The sequence below is a fragment of the Niastella soli genome, assembly GCF_017742245.1.
GTDB classification, from domain to species: Bacteria; Bacteroidota; Bacteroidia; order Chitinophagales; family Chitinophagaceae; genus Niastella; species Niastella soli.
Window position 1 is genome coordinate 310,707 of the sequence record NZ_JAGHKO010000002.1, and the last position, 18,424, is coordinate 329,130.

At 43.8% G+C, this 18,424-nt stretch carries 14 protein-coding genes; 8 read left to right on the forward strand and 6 right to left on the reverse strand.

Translation table 11 applies throughout. The features are described from left to right. Nucleotides 1–19 precede the first annotated feature (19 nt). Complete coding sequence (purL, locus tag J7I42_RS13885) at nt 20–2,254, reverse strand: phosphoribosylformylglycinamidine synthase subunit PurL (protein ID WP_209139414.1); 2,235 nt, start codon at nt 2,252–2,254, stop codon at nt 20–22. A 188-nt stretch (nt 2,255–2,442) separates the two neighbouring features. Between purL and J7I42_RS13890 the strand changes: the two genes are divergently transcribed. Then, on the forward strand, nt 2,443–3,363 hold the full coding sequence (locus J7I42_RS13890) for a glycosyltransferase family protein (protein ID WP_209139415.1): 921 nt from the start codon (nt 2,443–2,445) through the stop codon (nt 3,361–3,363). A gap of 114 nt (nt 3,364–3,477) precedes the next feature. Then, complete coding sequence (locus J7I42_RS13895; RefSeq protein ID WP_209139416.1) at nt 3,478–4,407, forward strand: glycosyltransferase family protein; 930 nt, start codon at nt 3,478–3,480, stop codon at nt 4,405–4,407. On the opposite strand, the gene J7I42_RS13900 is transcribed toward J7I42_RS13895, so the two are convergent. Then, nucleotides 4,379–5,524, reverse strand: coding sequence for a glycosyltransferase family 4 protein (locus J7I42_RS13900; protein ID WP_209139417.1), 1,146 nt, complete (start codon nt 5,522–5,524; stop codon nt 4,379–4,381). The two genes, J7I42_RS13895 and J7I42_RS13900, sit on opposite strands and share 29 nt — an antisense overlap. Before the next feature lie 65 nt (nt 5,525–5,589). Here J7I42_RS13900 and J7I42_RS13905 point away from each other — a divergent pair, with 65 nt between their 5' ends. The 4 genes from J7I42_RS13905 to J7I42_RS13920 all read left to right on the forward strand — a co-directional run bounded on the left by J7I42_RS13905 (nt 5,590) and on the right by J7I42_RS13920 (nt 10,228). Beyond that, a complete protein-coding gene (locus J7I42_RS13905) occupies nt 5,590–6,849 on the forward strand; it encodes a hypothetical protein (protein WP_209139418.1) in 1,260 nt (419 codons plus the stop codon). 151 nt (nt 6,850–7,000) lie between these two features. Then, on the forward strand, nt 7,001–9,196 hold the full coding sequence (locus J7I42_RS13910) for a glutamine synthetase III family protein (RefSeq protein WP_209139419.1): 2,196 nt from the start codon (nt 7,001–7,003) through the stop codon (nt 9,194–9,196). 101 nt (nt 9,197–9,297) lie between these two features. Next, nucleotides 9,298–9,765 carry an NUDIX domain-containing protein gene (locus J7I42_RS13915; RefSeq protein ID WP_209139420.1) on the forward strand — a complete coding sequence of 156 codons (468 nt, stop codon included), beginning with the start codon at nt 9,298–9,300 and terminating at the stop codon, nt 9,763–9,765. A 25-nt stretch (nt 9,766–9,790) separates the two neighbouring features. Continuing rightward, the gene (locus tag J7I42_RS13920; protein WP_209139421.1) at nt 9,791–10,228 is read left to right on the forward strand and encodes a hypothetical protein; all 438 of its coding nucleotides are present in this window, start codon (nt 9,791–9,793) and stop codon (nt 10,226–10,228) included. Between the two features lie 254 nt (nt 10,229–10,482). Here the strand turns inward: J7I42_RS13920 and J7I42_RS13925 are convergent, their stop codons facing one another. The 3 genes from J7I42_RS13925 to J7I42_RS13935 form a co-directional block, all read right to left on the reverse strand. Beyond that, on the reverse strand, nt 10,483–11,961 hold the full coding sequence (locus J7I42_RS13925; protein ID WP_209139422.1) for a T9SS type A sorting domain-containing protein: 1,479 nt from the start codon (nt 11,959–11,961) through the stop codon (nt 10,483–10,485). 522 nt (nt 11,962–12,483) lie between these two features. After that, on the reverse strand, nt 12,484–13,176 hold the full coding sequence (gene cmk / locus J7I42_RS13930) for a (d)CMP kinase (protein ID WP_209139423.1): 693 nt from the start codon (nt 13,174–13,176) through the stop codon (nt 12,484–12,486). Between the two features lie 404 nt (nt 13,177–13,580). Then, nucleotides 13,581–16,106 (reverse strand): ATP-dependent Clp protease ATP-binding subunit, encoded by a 2,526-nt coding sequence (locus J7I42_RS13935; protein ID WP_209139424.1) that lies wholly within the window; start codon nt 16,104–16,106, stop codon nt 13,581–13,583. A gap of 109 nt (nt 16,107–16,215) precedes the next feature. Here J7I42_RS13935 and J7I42_RS13940 point away from each other — a divergent pair, with 109 nt between their 5' ends. After that, nucleotides 16,216–16,590, forward strand: a complete 375-nt coding sequence (locus J7I42_RS13940) for an STAS domain-containing protein (protein WP_209139425.1) — start codon at nt 16,216–16,218, stop codon at nt 16,588–16,590. A 247-nt stretch (nt 16,591–16,837) separates the two neighbouring features. Continuing rightward, the gene (locus J7I42_RS13945) at nt 16,838–17,515 is read left to right on the forward strand and encodes a 2-C-methyl-D-erythritol 4-phosphate cytidylyltransferase (protein ID WP_209139426.1); all 678 of its coding nucleotides are present in this window, start codon (nt 16,838–16,840) and stop codon (nt 17,513–17,515) included. On the opposite strand, the gene J7I42_RS13950 is transcribed toward J7I42_RS13945, so the two are convergent. Next, nucleotides 17,516–18,421, reverse strand: a complete 906-nt coding sequence (locus tag J7I42_RS13950; protein WP_209139427.1) for a GNAT family N-acetyltransferase — start codon at nt 18,419–18,421, stop codon at nt 17,516–17,518. Between the last annotated feature and the right edge of the window lie 3 nt (nt 18,422–18,424).

The following is an 18,424-nucleotide window of genomic DNA, read 5'->3' on the forward strand; positions in this document are numbered from 1 at the left end:
CTTCTGCCGTCTGCCTTTCTTACAACGCACTCAATGCATGTTCTGACTCATGGCCAGCCAGCAAGTTCTCAATGGCTGTATCATATTTATTTTTCCAGGCATCAATAGTACCCCAGTCTTTACCATCTACTTTTATGGCGCCGCTTGTTACCTGTCCCAGCTGTTCGTAAGGATGATTGCCCACTGCTTTTTTGAAGACCTCTACTTTATCGGCTTTCACACTCACCACCACGCGGCTTTGTGCTTCACCAAACCAGTAAGCATCTTTACGAATGTCTGTTTTTGCAGCAGTTACCTCAACACCCAGGTTGCGGTTAAAGCAGCTTTCCAGCAGCGTTATCACCAATCCGCCTTCGCTGGTGTCGTGCGCAGATGCAATTACACCAGCTTTGATCAATTCAGCAACCTTGTTCTGCAGGGTAGCTTCTTCATCCAGGTTAAAATGCGGGGCCGGACTGAATTCTACTTTTTTGATCTTATGTAAATATTCAGAAGAATTGATGTCATTGCGGCTGGTTCCGATCAGGAACAACTGGTCACCGGCCTCTTTAAAGTCCATCGTCATTTTATCATTCACACTATCCAGCAAACCCACCATACCGATTGTTGGTGTAGGATATACCGCACCATCAGGGTTCTGGTTGTAGAAACTTACGTTACCACCCGTTACCGGGGTATCAAATTTCAGACAGGCTTCGCTCATCCCTTTTAACGCATATACGAACTGGTAGTACACCTGTGGATCGTATGGGTTACCAAAGTTCAAACAGTTGGTAATACCTAAAGGTTGACCGCCGCTGCACACGATGTTACGCGCAGCTTCAGATACGGCGATCATACCACCAATGAACGGATCAGCATATACGTAACGGCTGTTACAATCAGTAGTAAGGGCCAGTCCTTTATTCGTTGGCTTGGCTATTACCACCGCTGCATCTGCAGGGGTATTGGTGGTAGAAGTACCAGCGCCCACCATACTATCGTATTGCACATATACCCAACGTTTGTTGGCTATGTTGGGAATGGTAATGATCTGCTCGGCCACGGCTTTCAGATCGGCAGGCACTTCAATAGTATCAGCATTGAAAGCTTTTATCTTTTCAAAGTAAGCTGGTTCTTTATACTCGCGGGTATATTGCGGTGCGCCGCCACCCAGTACCAGTTCATTGGCAGGCAATTCAGCTTCCAGTACGCCATGCATATAGAAATGCAGGATGCCATCATTGGTAACCTCACCTATTTCAGAACAGGGCAGGTCCCATTTATCAAAAACCCGTTGCACTTCGCTTTCCCGGCCTTTTTCCACTACCATCAGCATCCGCTCCTGGCTTTCGCTCAGCAACAGTTCCCAGGCCTTCATATTTTTTTGACGGGTAGGTACTTTATCTAAGTCGATGCGCATACCTACTTCGCCTTTGGCACTCATTTCGGCAGTAGAACAAATAATACCAGCCGCACCCATATCCTGCATCCCTACTACAGCGCCGGTCTTTATTACTTCCAAACAGGCTTCCAACAGTTTCTTTTCCTGAAAGGGGTCACCCACCTGTACAGCTGGTAACTCTTCTGCACTTTCAGCAGTGATATCAGCCGAAGCAAAAGAAGCACCGCCAATACCATCTTTACCAGTAGCAGAACCAACAAAGAACACCGGGTTGCCAATACCTTTTGCGGTAGCTGAAATGGTTTCGCCATTCCTTACAATACCAACGCTCATGGCGTTCACCAGCGGGTTGGTATGATAACATTGTTCAAAATATATTTCACCGCCAACGGTAGGTACGCCAAAACAATTGCCATAATGGCCAATACCATGTACTATACCCGCCAGCAGGTGCTGGGTTTTGGCTTCTTTCAGGTTGCCAAAACGCAGTGAGTTGAGCGAGGCAATTGGCCGGGCGCCCATAGTAAAAATATCGCGATGAATACCCCCTACCCCGGTTGCAGCACCCTGAAAAGGTTCAATAGCCGAGGGGTGGTTATGAGATTCTATTTTAAATACAACGCCGAAGCCATCGCCAATATCCATTAAACCCGCATTTTCTTCACCGGCCTTTACCAGCATTTTCTTGCCTTCGCGGGGCAATGTTTTTAACCACTTAATTGAATTTTTGTAACTGCAGTGCTCACTCCACATACCGCTGAAGGCGCACAACTCGGTGAAATTGGGCGTACGGCCAAGTTTTTGTTTTATCAATTCAAATTCGTCTTCGGTAAGTCGTAGTTGTTTAGCCGTTTTTACTGTTACTTCCATATTAATTAATATAGTTAAAATGCTGATTGATCGTATTTTAGAGCCAGGAAAGATAGCAGCGGCAGAGGCAAAAAACACTCACCATCAGCTATTTATCACCAGCTGTTTGTCAAACAGCTTTTTAGGAAAGCGCAAAAGTACAAACAGTCTGTCATCTTATTGATAAATTTATCCCGATTTACCAGCTCATGACCATTGCATTTGTTCATAATAATAAAGCCTTTCTGCCCGAACTGGATGCTTACAGCCGTTTCTTTTCGGGCTACCACATAACGTGTGAGGTCGTTGATAAAAACGAGCTGGGCCTGATGCACCGGCATATTGAGTGGTGGATAATGGGCGCCGACCTCACAAAACCAAAAGAAGGAATTTTTAAGATCCATGAATATTGCTCCTCCTCTGTTCCCCCCTGGCGATGGTGGAAGAACTGGTGGAAAAGTTTTTTTAGCGCCCAACCCGATTTCCGGCTGTTTCTAAATGAATACGTAAGAAAAACGATCAATTTCCACGATAAGATCCCCTTTGGTTACCGCGATATGGGTGTACCGGAACACTGGCTGCTGGCCGACCCTTTTTTACATGAACGGGAATATGACTTTGTATACACGGGCGATATGTCGCCGGTGCGGGAACCTGAATTGCTGTTAAATTGCTTCAGCATGGGGGCCCTTAAAGATAAAACCCTGTTATTGATAAGCCAGGACTATGAACAACTGCAGACCGTGTATGGGGAGTATGAGAATATTGTTTTTATGGGGCCATTGCCGTATAACTCCATGGAAACCTATATCTTAAAAGCACGTTTTGGAATAAATTATGTGCCTGACAAGGAGCCCTTTAACCAGCAGACTTCCGTCCGGCTCCTGGAATATGCGGCCCTGGGTTTACCAATAATTACCACCCGGTACGCCTGGGTAGAAAGGTTTCAACAGCAATACGGCGGCAATCTCTTTTATCTGGACCCCGGCTTTGCCAATTTCACCTGGGAACAGGTGAATAATTTCTCTTATTCCAAACCCACCGTTGAAAGCTTTACCTGGGAACAGCGAATACGCCAGTCGGGCGTATTGGAGTTTTTGACCTCAAAATTTCCGGAACTCACTTTCTAAGTTTGTTAGTTTGTTTTTAGGCTTATGGCCAAAAGTTGCATGAGTTTACCAATAGTAGGGAACCTAAAATTGGATGAACTAACAAACTAAATAACTTACTAACTTGCCTTTCCCATGACCATCGGTTTCATTCATGAACATAAAGCCTTTTTACCCGAACTCAACGCGTATGCTGATTTTTTTGCAGCGCGGGGAATTCAATCATTCATTGTACATCCTTCCCAGCTACACACCATATCCTGCGATGTAGAATGGCATTTTATGGGCCGCCAGGTACAACGCAATAGAAACAGGATCACCATTCATGAATATTGCTCGGCCTCGGTCCCACCCTTTGGTAAATTAAAAGACAGCATAAAAAAACTGACCAACGCGCAACCCGACTACCGCATTTTCAATAGTGAATATGTGCGCCAGCGTTTCAATTTCACAGATGCTATTCCTTTTGGGTTTCGGGATTGTGGCATTCCATCTGGCATCAGTTACCAGACAAACGTGCAAAAGCAATATGATTTTGTTTATGTTGGTACCATTGATAAAAGCAGAAATATGGAATTGCTTTTTGACTGTTTCACTACGGGCGCGTTAAAGGACCGAACCTTATTAGTACTTACGCGTAATTACCAGCTGCTGGATGTAAAGTATAAGAATGCCCGTAATATTATCTTTAAAGGTCCCATCCCCTTCAATGAGGTATATGCCCACATACAGGAAGCCCGGTTTGCTATTAATTATATGCCCAACGTAGCGCCTTTTAATCAACAGGCTTCAGCCAAATTCCTCGATTATGCAGCCTGTGGCATACCCGTTGTCACCAGCGATTATCACTGGGTGCGCAGTTTTCAACATACTTATGGAGGTCACTATTTTTACCTGCAACCCAATTGGGAGAATTTTACCTGGGAAAACATAAACAGCTTTACCTATGCGCAACCTGATCTGAATAGCTGGACATACGAAAAACAGATCTTTCGATCAGGGGTATTGTCATTTCTGGAATCTAAATTTTCTATTCCTATTCCGCCCAATCGGTATTCAGCGTAGCAACATATTCGTCGATCACATGTTTGATGTCGAACTTTTTGATCACAAGGGCGCGGCCATTACGACCCAGACGGCTCCTTTCTTCGGCAGGCAGGTTGATCATCCGTTCCATTTTATCAGCGAGATCGAACGGGTCGTGCAAATGACATAAAAAGCCGGTGGTATTATTCAACACCACTTCTTTACAACCGCGGTTATTGCTGGTGATCACCGGCAATTCCATACTGGCCGCTTCCATCAGGCAACGGGGAACGCCTTCATTATAAAAGGAGGGAAATACAAAACAGTCGGCCTGTTGTAAAAAGGGGCGTACATCTTTGGCAAACCCACCATATTGGATCAGTCCTTCCTTCTGCCAACGATCTAACTCTTCCCGGGAGATTGAATCGGGATGATGCTGTTCAAAAAAACCTATCAGTTCAAACCGAACCGAATAATGCTTCTTCTTTAAGATCCGGGCCGCATCTGCATACAGGCTAATGCCCTTGCTTTTGAGCAACCGGGTACTCATTAAAAAAGTAAAAGGTTCGCTGTCTTTTTTTACAATGCGCTGGGGAAAGGAAAAATAATTGGTATCTACCCCTTCACCCGGCAATACCTTCACCTTTTCGATATTTACAATGCGCTCATTGATGAAAATTTTAGCGTCTTCATTATTCAGGAACCAGACCTCGCCTGTCTTACGCAAAGCCCTTTTGTATAACAATTTTACTACATGATAGAGCCAGTTGCGTTTGGCAAAGGGATAACCCAGCCCGGTGATCACAGCCACCGAAGGAATGCCAATGGCCGCAGCAGCCAGGGAGCCATATATATTGGGTTTGGCTACATAATGAAAAATAAAATCGGGGCGATGTTGACGGTACAGGGTCCTTAATTGCTGGTAAAAAGCAAGATCTGCAACAGGATTTTCTGTTTTATTATTGAAATCAAGGGGAATAAACCGGCAGCCGCTTTCCTGCAGGTAGGCAGAATACTCATCATCAGGGGCCAGCACCATTACCTGAAACCCATGGTCGATGAGGTAACGGATCACATCTAACCTGAAATTGTAGACAGACCACGCGCTGTTTGATACAAAGGCAATCAACTTATGAGCTCCTACCTTGCTATACATCTACGAAAATTAAGCTCAAATGTATAGATTTGTCGGCATTAGTTCAATAGCCAATAAAATGTATAATGACCATACCAGGCATCCTGTTTTATAGTATCATATTCATTTTTATTCTTTTTCGCCTTACCCGCAGGAATGTGCCACTGACTGTTACCGAAGTGGCCCTGGCCTTTCTTTTTAAAGTGGTTATGGGTTGTTTATATGGCTATATATACCTGCATTATTATAATGGCGACGATACCTGGCTCTATCATAATTACTCACCCGGGGAGCTGGAAAAGCTGAAACATGATACCGGCCGTTTCTTTATGGAGCTTTTACCCGCCGAATCATTTGCCAAAGCGGGCGGATCTTTTTGGCATAAAGTCAGTGTATACATACTTACCCTTGAAAATGATGGCATCATTAAAATGCTCAGCATTGCCGATATCTTTAGTGGCGGTAATTATTATATTAATGTAGTGTTCTTCAATTTCATTCTTTTCTGGGGACACTATTGGTTATTCAGCTTTTTTGTAAAAGAGTTCCCCGACAAAAGAAAACCCCTGTTGTGGCTGATCTTTTTTTTCCCGCCCCTGGTATTCTGGTTAAGCGGGATCCGGGGCGATGGCCTGTTATTATTCTTCACATCTCTGTTGCTGCTGCAATTCCGGCGGTTGTTGTACGAACACAAAAAAAGGCAGGTGGTATATTGTATAATTGGAGCAATAGGCGTAATCATATACAGAAGTCAGGTGTTATTATTATTAATACCCGCTTTACTGGCCTGGTCAATAGTTGTAAAATTTAACCGAAAACCGGTAGTTACCTTCCTCTGGGTTTATTGTATTAGTGGATTGTTGTTTTTTGCCACCTCCTGGGTCTCACCGGCTAAAAACCTGCCGGGCATGATTATGGAACGACAGCATCAGTTCCTACAATTAAAGGGGACCCGGTTTCCCCTCGACAGCCTTCAACCCACAGTAACCAGTTATGCCAGGGTGTTACCACAGGCAGTCAGCCATACTTTTTTTCGCCCCTATGTTTGGGAGGCAAAAGGCGCTTTGCAGATCATGACGGCAGCCGAGATCATCTTTTGCTGGCTGCTGGTATTCCTCGCTATAATAAAAAGAGATATACATAGTAAACAGACCCTCCAGAAGCCGCTCATCCTATTTTGCCTGGCTTTTAGCATTACATTATATATATTCATAGGGTATGTGATCCCTTTTCCCGGTGCCATTGTTAGATATAAAGCGATTCCCGAGCTTTTACTCCTTTCCGTAGCGGTGATTTGTACAAATTGGAGCCAACCGGAGAAGATTAACAAAAATCTTTATATTTAAAAAAATCGCATTTTCCCCCGATATTTTAGACCAAAAGCGTCTTTTGGCCCTGGTTTTTCTGCGTTTTATCGAAAAAAACATCATATAAATTCAATTTTTTTTTTTGACAGGCGATTTGTCTTTAATTTGCACAAAAGCAAAAATTTTAGTGATGGAATCATTACGTTTTAAAGCAATCAACGACCTGACCACTCCAGGGAACGGCCTGGATGTAGAAGGGCCTACCAAAATTACCGGCATCTTCGGTGAGAATGTATTTACTTTAAAAACTGCACGTGAGTTTTTAAGTGATGAGGCTTATAAAAGTTTGAATGCCTCTATCAAGGGAGCTAAGAAAATTGACCGCGCTATGGCCAACCAGATCGCGGCCGGACTTCGCCAATGGGCTGAGACAAAAGGTGTTACTCACTATACACACTGGTTTCAACCTTTAACTGGTACAACTGCCGAAAAACACGATTCTTTCTTCACACTGAAAGGCGATGGAACTGCACTCGAAATTTTCGACGGCGATGCGCTGATCCAACAAGAGCCAGATGCCTCTTCTTTCCCAAGTGGTGGTATCCGTGCAACTTTTGAAGCCCGTGGTTATACTGCATGGGATCCTTCTTCTCCTGCTTTCATTATGGAGATCGGTCAGGGTAAAACACTTTGTATCCCTACCATCTTCGTTTCTTATACTGGTGAAACACTCGACTACAAAGCGCCTTTATTAAAGTCGCTCGAAGCTTTGAACAAAGCTGCTGTTGAAGTGTGCCACTATTTCGACAAAAATGTAACCAAAGTAAATGCTACCCTGGGTTGGGAGCAAGAGTACTTCGTAATTGACGAAGCATTCTTCAATGCCCGTCCTGACCTGGTACTGGGTGGACGTACCGTATTCGGTCACTCACCTGCCAAAGGTCAACAGTTGGAAGACCATTACTTTGGTGCTATTCCTGACAGGATCTATGCTTTCATGCGCGATTTCGAGCAGGAATCATACAAACTGGGTATTCCTTTAAGGACCCGTCACAATGAGGTGGCACCTGCACAGTTCGAGTGCGCCCCTATCTTTGAAGAAGTAAGCGTAGCCGTTGACCATAACACCCTGTTAATGGATGTTATGGACCGCGTTGCCCGCCGTCATAAATTACGTGCCCTGTTGCACGAGAAACCATTCGCCGGTATTAACGGTAGTGGTAAACACAACAACTGGTCTATGGCTACCGATACCGGCATCAACCTGCTGGCTCCTGGTAAAACACCAAAGACCAACCTGATGTTCCTCACTTTCTTCGTGAATACCATCAAGGCTGTATTTGATTATTCTGATTTAATGCGCGCTTCTATCGCCTCTGCCGGAAACGATTTCCGTCTGGGTGCAAACGAAGCTCCGCCAGCAATCATCTCTGTATTCATTGGCCAGTACCTGTACAAAGTATTGAACGATGTTAAAGAAAGAGTTGGTGGCAAATTCGATGAGCAAGACGAAGCCATCCTGAAGTTAGACCTGCACAGAAGCATTCCTGAGCTGTTACTCGATAACACTGACCGTAACCGTACTTCACCGTTCGCGTTCACTGGTAACAAATTCGAGTTCCGCGCTGTAGGTTCTACTGCAAACTGCGCTAACCCCATGACCACTTTGAACTCGATCATGGCTGAAACGCTGAAGAAATTCAAAAAAGACGTAGATACCTTAATTGAAAAAGGCGAGAAGAAAGAGATCGCTATCATGCACGTTATTCGCGAGTACATCGTAGCCAGCGAAAAAGTATTGTTCGAAGGCGACGGTTATAGCGAAGAATGGCACCAGGAAGCTGAAAAACGCGGCTTACCTAACGTACGCACTACGCCAAAAGCACTGGATGCAATGGTTACCGATAAAGCCAAGCACCTGTTTGAAAGCAACAGCGTATTAACACACGTAGAGCTGGAAGCCCGTCATGAGATCGAGCTGGAAAAATACATCAAGAAAGTACAAATTGAAGCCCGTGTAATGGGTGAGCTGGCTACCAGCCACATTTTACCAGCGGCTATCAAATATCAAAACGAACTGATCACAAACATCAAAGGTTTGAAAGAGATCGGTTTGAAAGATGACAGCTATGCTAACCAGAAACAGATCCTGACCAAAGTTTCTGAGCATGTAAACAAAATGGCTGAACTGGTTGAAAAGATGATCGAAGCTCGTAAGAAAGCCAACGTTATCTCTAATACCCGCGAGAAAGCCATCGCTTATTGCGATACTATCAAAGAAGCGTATTTTGATCAGATCCGTTACCATGCCGACAAGCTGGAATTGCTGGTAGGCGATGAGTACTGGCTGTTACCAAAATACCGTGAGATGCTGTTCTTGCGCTAATACTCGAAAGTTCTTCAAGAAGGTATACTGACATGACAAGCAAGGACCCCGTCCGCCAGCTGGCGGATGGGGTTCTTCCGTTTTAGCCTTACCTTAACGTTATGAAAAAACAGAGTGCCGGTATTTTGCCATACAAGCTGGTAAAGGGAAAACCATTCTTTTTCCTTGGGCACCCCGGAGGACCGTTTTACAGTAAAAAAGACGATGGCCACTGGAGTATTGTAAAAGGTGAAATGGAGGACGGAGAAGAGCCTCTCAAGGCCGCTATAAGGGAATTTAAAGAAGAAACAACCATCGACATAACTGGCCACCTTACACAACTAACGCCGGTAAAACAGAAAAGCGGTAAGATCGTACACATATGGGCCATTGAACAGGACTTTGCCACAGACAACATAAAAAGCAATACTTTCACACTGGAATGGCCCCCTAAATCAGGTAAAATGGTGGAATTTCCTGAAATGGATAGATTTGCATGGTTTGATGAGGCAGCTACCCTGCTTAAATTAATGCCCGGACATATACCGTTTGTTAATGAAGTACTGGAATTTTTAAACAATAAGAGGTAATTATTCACTATAAAACTTTTTTCATATGGATATAAAACTCAAAAAAGGGATCGGCGATTTTACTTTTGGCATGAAGGCAGAAGACGTAATTGCAAAGCTGGGCAAACCCGACAGGATATACGAAGACGAAGAAGATGAGAACGAATTGATCTACCAGTACAACAAAAGCAAATTAAAATTCACCTTTTACCAGGAAGAAGATGGCAAACTGGGGTACATCCGATGCGCCAACCCCAAGCTCACCTATCAGGGAAAGCCCATTATACAAGCCCCTGCTGAAGTAGTAATTAAAGACGTGTTTGGAGCCGCCATCAAAGACTGGCAGGAAGAAGATTACAATTCCTTTGTAACTTATATCAGTGAGTCACACTGGCTGGTTATAAATGCCGAATATGATGAAGTAACAGATATTGAGCTGGGAGTACCTGTTAAAAACGAGGAAGAGTATGATTGGGCGCAATAGTGTTTCAACTAACCAATCTGTAGCTTTGTAACATAAGAACAATTTAGCTTAACGCTCCGGAAACGGGGCGTTTTGCATGTAAGGATGGCACCTCTAAAGGATCAAGGTATTGCACAGCCTGCAAAAACTGCAGCAGATGCACCCATTGCGCTAAGAACGGAGGATCTTGTGGCGTTTGCAGGTAAAGGCTATTAATCAAAAGAGTCCCCGACGGTACACCGCCGGGGCTCTTTTTTATTCACCTGCTGATAAACCTATAAAACCACTATCTTTTGCATCAATCTCCCGGTGGTACCTATATTGGTTGCAATGAGTACATACACTCCGGTACGCAGGCCATTGATCACCATATTATCGTCATGATAATCGTTCCATTGCTTTATTACTTTTCCATTCAGATCGGTGATCACTATATTACGGTTAGCACTGCTTCCAAACAGTACATTTATATTATCCGACTTGCCCGGATTGGGATATACCGTCATTCTTGAAGCATCATCCATACCGCGAACGCCTTTAACTGTTGATATACTACGCATACCGTCTTTGTCAACCTGCGCCAGTCGATAATAGGTATTTCCTTTGGCGTTATTTGTTTCTTTGAACTGATAATGCAATGGCGTGGCGCTGTTACCATCAGTTGCTTTAGTACCTACAAACCCAACCGTTTCGTAAGCGCCATTGCCATTGCTGCGTTGAACTTCAAAACCAGTATTATTGCTCTCCATATTAGTGGTCCACTGCATGGTCACGGCATTTCCATTGCGACTGGCATTGAAATTAACCAGTGTTACAGGAAGGGTACCAGGTGCTGGCCATATAACGGTAACAGTGGCATCATCCGTCATATTATCGGCAGTGGTGGCAAAATCATTATCCGGACCATCATCTGTTAGCTGGTAAGTGAAAGTTAACAGGGTTACAACACTTGTATTTCGGGTAACCGTAAATGTTCCATTACTATTTATTGTAACAGTACCATTACCCGGTTGTGTCAACACCGACCATTTTAAATTGCCATATGCATCGTTTTGATCGTTGTCTGTACCAGTAGCATCTATTACACTGTTACCTGGAAAATTTAGATTAGAACCATACAAGGCGCCACTAAATGACATTTCAGTAACATTCGCGCGGTTAAATACATCGTTCAGCGCTACGGGTGGACAATTATTTCCGCCACAAATGAGCGTTACCCCGCTTATTGATACATTGTCTATAATATACTTCGTGCCGCCTTGCGTACATCCGGCATGAAAGGAAATAAATACTTTAAAATCAGAAGCCATTACCACCGATGGAAAATTAAATGTAAAACAAGTGGTACCGCCATTGGCAGGTAATAAGTAATTATCCTGACGGGCATAAATATTTTCTGGCTTCTCGGCATCATTTGATGTGGTAACTGCTGAATTTACAAACAAAATATCGGCATATGTATTACAATCAAATGGAACTTTTACAGTAGTACCGCCCGATTTAGAAGTTGCCCAAATATCAAAACATACTTTCATTGTATTCGATGTTTTGTTCACCGCAGGCGTACCTATATTGGCGGGATTGTTGCCTCCTACTCCAGGCGTTTGAACCACTACGTTACCATTAAAGGAATTAAAACTCGCTCCTTGTGATAATACCCACCCCGTAGGTGCGGGATCAAAATCTTCTTCCAATTGTGCATGCGTAGTGATCGTTGCTGCAATAAAAAAACCAAATAGTAAATACCGCTTCATAACAAATCAATTTTGTGGTTAGATAATTTGGGGGTTAGTTTTCAGCGGCTATTGGCTTTTGCGTTTCTTAAAGGGTATAATGCAATAGTATCGGGGTACGCCGGTTTACCGACGTAAATAAGTTGTGATGATGTGTTGTTGATTAATGAGGTAGTGAAGCTGAGTTAACGACAATAGCCGGCAGGGACATGCACCCATTGGTGGGGGAACATAACTTTCCTTTTACGCTACAAGAGGTTAATACAGCCTGTTCAGAGAATACTGGTAATGAAAAAATCTAAAGGGAGACAATCAATATTTGTGTTCTGGAGGTTTTGCGAAAGATTGGATTATTCATGCATCGCATAAATCAAAAGTAATATGCGTTCATCATATTCGCAATAGTAAAAATACTTAATTAACTTAAAACAAGTCAGTAATAAATATAAAAAAGCCTTCCCCTTGCCAAACCAGGGGGAAGGCCCTATTTCTATTTACAATACCCAACGGTAACGCCAGGGCGATGTAATGTAAATCAAATGCTTAGACCGTAGTGGACGGCAGCCGTTCGTGTACCCATTTCTTGGCTATCTCCAGCTGCTCTTTTATAGTAAGGTGTGAATTATCCAATTCAAGGGCGTCCTCTGCCTTGCGCAAGGGGCTTACTTCGCGATGAGAATCGATGTAATCACGCATCTCCAGGTTGGCCCTCACCTCTTCCATCGTAACGTTGGGGTTCTTTTCGTACAGTTCCTGGAAACGGCGTTTAACCCGGATCTCATTATCGGCCGTCATAAAGATCTTTAGTTCGGCTTTGGGGAATACCACGGTGCCTATATCCCGGCCATCCATTACAATACCCTGGTTCTTACCCATGTCCTGTTGTTGCCGTACAGCAAACTCCCGCACTTCCCTGATGGCCGCTACCTCGCTCACCTTTTCGGCTACTACCAGGTCGCGGATCACATATTCCACATTCTCTCCATTCAGGTGCATCTCGCTTTGACCCGATTTGTGGTTCGACATAAAGGTGAGCTTAATATGTGCCATAGCCTCATGTACGATCTCAGGGTGCGTCCAGTCAACGTGATTGCGTAGAAAATACAGGGTGATTGCCCGGTACATGGCGCCACTGTCAATATATATATAACCCAATTCGCGGGCCAGTTGCTTGGCCAGTGTGCTTTTTCCGCAAGATGACCACCCGTCGATGGTAATTATGATCTTATGTTGCATAGATATGGTTGCAAAAATAGTCCACAGATGGCACAGATGAAAATGTAAGTTGCATGCAACTATATGGTTTCCACAACGTAGCCCCGCCTATGCCAATACTACGGCGGGCGATGGCATACAAAATAATGTCGCCCACCAGCAGGCGGACGACATCAAAGTTTGTAGTGGGACTTAATCGGCACACTACGCTGTGTCACCTGGTTAGCAGTCCATCCTTAGAGGTTGCCCTGAATAATATGCCGGCATGTCGATAATGCCACTTAAAACCGGGGAATAGTGTAAACCGAGGGACACGAATCTATTAACGAAAGGTTATCTATTTAGTTGTTTCCGGGAGACAAAAATGCATAAAAAACCCTCCCGATAAATCGGGAGGGTGTATATAAAATCCTATGTGTTAATCCTTAAGAGGCTTCAGATTTTTCCTTTGCTGCTTTTAAAGTGAACCTGATCTTGGAGTTCTCTTTATCAAGATCGGCCAACAGGATATCACCTTGTTTAATATGCAGGCTCAGGATCTCTTCTGCGAGTGGATCTTCCAGGTATTTCTGGATGGCCCTGTGTAATGGACGGGCGCCAAACTGCTGATCGTATCCTTTTTCAGCAATGAAGTTTTTGGCTTCGGTAGTTAACTCCATGGTAAACCCTAAGTTAGCTAACCGCTTCATTACACCTTTCATCAGAATGTCGATGATTGAGAAGATGTGCTCTTTGGTCAATGAATTGAAGATGATCACATCATCGATACGGTTCAGGAACTCAGGCGAGAAGGTACGTTTCAACGCTTTTTCAATAACGGCTTTGTTATTTTCATTGGCGCTTTGTGTACGTGCCTGAGTAGCAAAACCTACACCATCACCGAAATCCTTCAACTGACGCACCCCGATATTAGAGGTCATGATAATGGTCGTATTCTTGAAATCCACTCTTCTGCCTAATCCATCAGTTAACTGACCATCATCCAGTACCTGTAACAGAATGTTGTAAATATCCGGGTGAGCTTTTTCAATTTCATCGAGCAGGATCACCGAATATGGTTTACGGCGAACTTTCTCAGTTAACTGACCGCCTTCTTCATAACCGACATATCCTGGAGGCGCACCAATTAAACGGCTCACGGTAAATTTCTCCATGTATTCACTCATATCAATGCGGATCAGCGCATCTTCCGAGTCAAACATGTAGCGGGCCAGTGAACGCGCCAACTCAGTTTTACCAACACCGGTAGGTCCGAGGAAGATAAATGTACCGATCGGCTTTTTAGGATCTTTCAACCCAACCCTGTTACGTTGAATAGCTTTCACCACTTTTTCAATGGCTTCGTCCTGCCCTATCACCATCCCGCGCATATCTTCAGCCATGCGGCGCAGTTTTTCGCTTTCAGCCTGCACCATCCGTTTAACCGGAATACCCGTCATCATGCTCACTACTTCAGCAATGGCTTCGTCGTCTATGGGATAGCGTTTATGTTTGCTTTCTTCTTCCCAGCTTGCTTTTGCTTTTTCCAGCTCTTCCTGCAAACGTTTTTCCGTATCGCGTAAAGAAGCTGCTTCTTCAAACTTCTGGCTCTTTACTACTTTATTCTTTTCCACCTTTACATCCTCGATCTTTTTCTCCAGTTCAAGGATCTCTTTCGGCACATTGATGTTCTTTAAGTGAACACGGGCGCCTACTTCATCCATCACGTCAATTGCTTTGTCGGGCAATAAACGATCGGTAATGTAACGGTCACTCAATTTTACGCAGGCATCAATAGCATCATCACTGTAAGTAACGTTATGATAGTCTTCGTATTTTGATTTGATGTTATTGAGGATCTGGATAGTCTCATCAACACTTGGTGGTTCTACCATTACTTTTTGGAAACGACGATCGAGGGCACCGTCTTTCTCAATGTACATTCTGTACTCATCCAGGGTAGAAGCGCCAATGCATTGGAGTTCACCACGAGCGAGGGCTGGTTTAAAGATGTTCGATGCATCGAGAGAACCGCTTGCACCGCCAGCACCTACGATGGTATGAATTTCATCGATGAACAGGATCACATCTCTGTTTTTCTCCAGTTCATTCATGATGGCTTTCATCCTTTCTTCAAATTGACCACGGTATTTTGTACCGGCCACCAGGGCAGCAAGGTCTAAGGAGATCACGCGCTTATCAAACAATACTCTTGATACCTTTCTTTGTACGATACGCAGGGCCAAACCTTCCACGATAGCTGTTTTACCTACACCAGGTTCACCTATCAGTATCGGGTTGTTCTTTTTACGACGGGAAAGGATCTGAGATACCCTTTCAATTTCCGCCTCACGCCCAACAATAGGGTCAAGGGCACCGCCCTCGGCCAGGCGTGTAATGTCGCGGCCAAAATTATCTAATACCGGAGTTTTACTTTTAGTATTTCCGGCAGAGCGTGATTTCTGCTGCGAGTATTTCTTTTCATCATCAAAATCGTCTTCGTTCTCGTCGGCATATTCACTGCGTACGTCGTTGCTTTTAACAACGCCTAATTCGTTTCTGAATAAATCGTAATCCACGTCGAACTGATTTAAGATTTGAGTTGCTATGTTTTCCTTATTCTTAAGAATGGAGAGCATTAAATGTTCCGTTTCAACTGTCGGACTCTTTAGGGCTTTTGCTTCCAGCACAGTTACACGTATCACCTTCTCGGCTTGCTTGGTGAGCGGCAGACTGTTTATGTTAGCAATGTTTTTACCGGTCTTGTCTTTTACTGCCAGTTCAACCTCTTTCCGCAATTCGTACAGATCCACATTAAAGCTTTTCAATATACGGACAGCAGTGTTCTCTCCTTCACGGATCAACCCCAGCAACAAATGTTCAGTTCCGATAAAATCGTTCCCAAGCCGTAAAGCCTCCTCTCTGCTAAAAGAAATGATCTCCTTCACCTGGGCTGAAAAATTGTTGTCCATTTTGTTTATAATTTGTTGTGTGTTATACAATAATAACGAATATTTTTGACATTTAGTTGTTCCCTTTTATTAACGGTTGCAGCTATTTTTAAGTACTTAAAAGGTCAATATGCAGTTCAAAATTGATACCAGTGAGAAATATCATGCCATTCAGATCAAAGAGCCTGTTTTATCTGCTAATATGACAGAAGAATTGGACGCCTGTTTAATGCCCTTCTTGAAACAGGAAGTTAAAAACGTGGTGCTTAATTTACAAGACATTCAAAACGTTGAGAACGCTGCCGGTGAACACCTGGTTAAAATACAACAAAGCTTTTACGAGCACAATGCTTCTTTTGTGATCTGTTGTATGCAAAAGCAGGTTGAGAAAGCACTTGACGCTGTCGAATTGCTTGAATTATTGAACATAGCACCCACAGAAAGCGAAGCCTGGGACATATTGCACATGGAAGAAATTGAACGCGAATTAGGCGATTCATTTTAGTTGTAAGTGATAAGTTCCAGGTTCAAAAATTGGTTAGCATACTGACTAAATGCTGGTTGCTGACAGAACCGACTTTGTGTCACCTTATCAAGGTTTTATTACCGTGAAAAACACCCTTTTCAATATGTTAAAATTTAAACAGAAGAAAAAGGCGCAATAAAAAGGTCATACTCCGCTCGGAAAACAAACTCCAATACTAACGAACTGAAAACTTTGAACTTACAACGTTAAACCAAGTACAGGATCAATGAAGAAATATGCCGTAATAGTGGCCGGTGGTTCCGGTTTGCGCATGGGTACTGCAGTGCCAAAACAGTTTCTGCCCTTACGCGGAAAACCGGTGCTATGGCATTCGCTCAATACTTTCCTGGCTGCATGGCCCGAACTTGAGATCATCCTCGTATTGCCACAAGATCATGTACACACTGGAAAGGAGATCGTAGCTACTACCAGCCATCCTGCCCGTATAAGGATCACGGTGGGTGGTGAAACCCGATTCCATTCCGTAAAGAATGGGCTTGATTGTATTAACGAACCATCCATAGTTTTTGTTCATGATGCGGTTAGATGTTTGATCTCTACCAACCTCATTCATCGTTGCTATGAAGCTGCTCTTGAAAAAGGCAATGCCATCCCGGCCATTCAACCCATCGATTCGCTGCGTATTGAAACCGAAACTGGCAACCACATGCTCGATCGCCAGCAGGTGCGCATCATTCAAACCCCACAAACATTTTACAGCGATCTCATAAAAAAAGCCTTTGAACAACCGTTCAACCCGGCCTTTACCGACGAAGCAAGTGTAGTAGAAAAATCAGGCATAGCTATTCAACTTATTGAAGGAGAAGCTTCCAATATTAAAATAACAAGACCATTGGATATTTTGCTGGCAGAAAAAATACTGGAAGAAAATGAACGGCGGTAATTATTTCATCCACCTGATCCACCAGGGCAATTTGTTATAACGATAGAAAAAATAGGGCTGGTCAATACCACCAAAGTTCTTATAAAAATGTGCAACCCCCGGCAGATCAGATCCTTCAAAATCAAGCACCAGATTGATACCGGCAAATTCATGTAGAACCCGGTCAAGCAAAAAATGATTCGCTTCCCGCGAACGCCCTGCTGGCCATGTTACCGAAGCCAGTAAATACATTCTGTTATTATGGCGCAATAACAATATCGCCGACAATAATCGCCCTTCTTCTTTAACTGCCCGCACCACTGTTGATCCTTTCGAAAGAAAAGTACAAAGCTTTTCAAAACGGGTATAATCTTCCCCTCTTACATGGGGAGTCCGGCTGCCATAAAATTCTTTATAAGTCTCAAGTACTAATTGCTGATCAACTTCATCTGAATAGGATAACGGGAACCGGTTTGCCCTTTTCAGGTTTTTCACCAGGTCGTTTTTATATCGGGCCCGAATTTGTTCATAGGGTTCCTGTAACGACAGCACATAATTTGACCGTTGCGACATCCCTTTGGCCGGATGCGCATAATTCAACAACATTTCTGCATAAGGAAAATGGGCAGACAAGCGATCCATAAACATCGCTACCAGCCCGTCGTTTAAACCAGTTTGGGAAAAGACGCCCAGTTGCTGGGTAAAAGCCGGATGGTACAAATACCGCACGCCAAACTTCTTTCGCCAGGGCAATGGCATCACCGCCTCATAATCACCCAATACCAGCGCGTCCCAATTTGGCACCAGATGATCGAGATAAAAAGAACAGGCATAAATAAGTCCGTTAGGAGCCTTGTCAATGCATTGGTCCCATTTAACGGTATCAACCTGTTTACGACGAAGATATTGTAGGTTGCCTGGCAACATGAT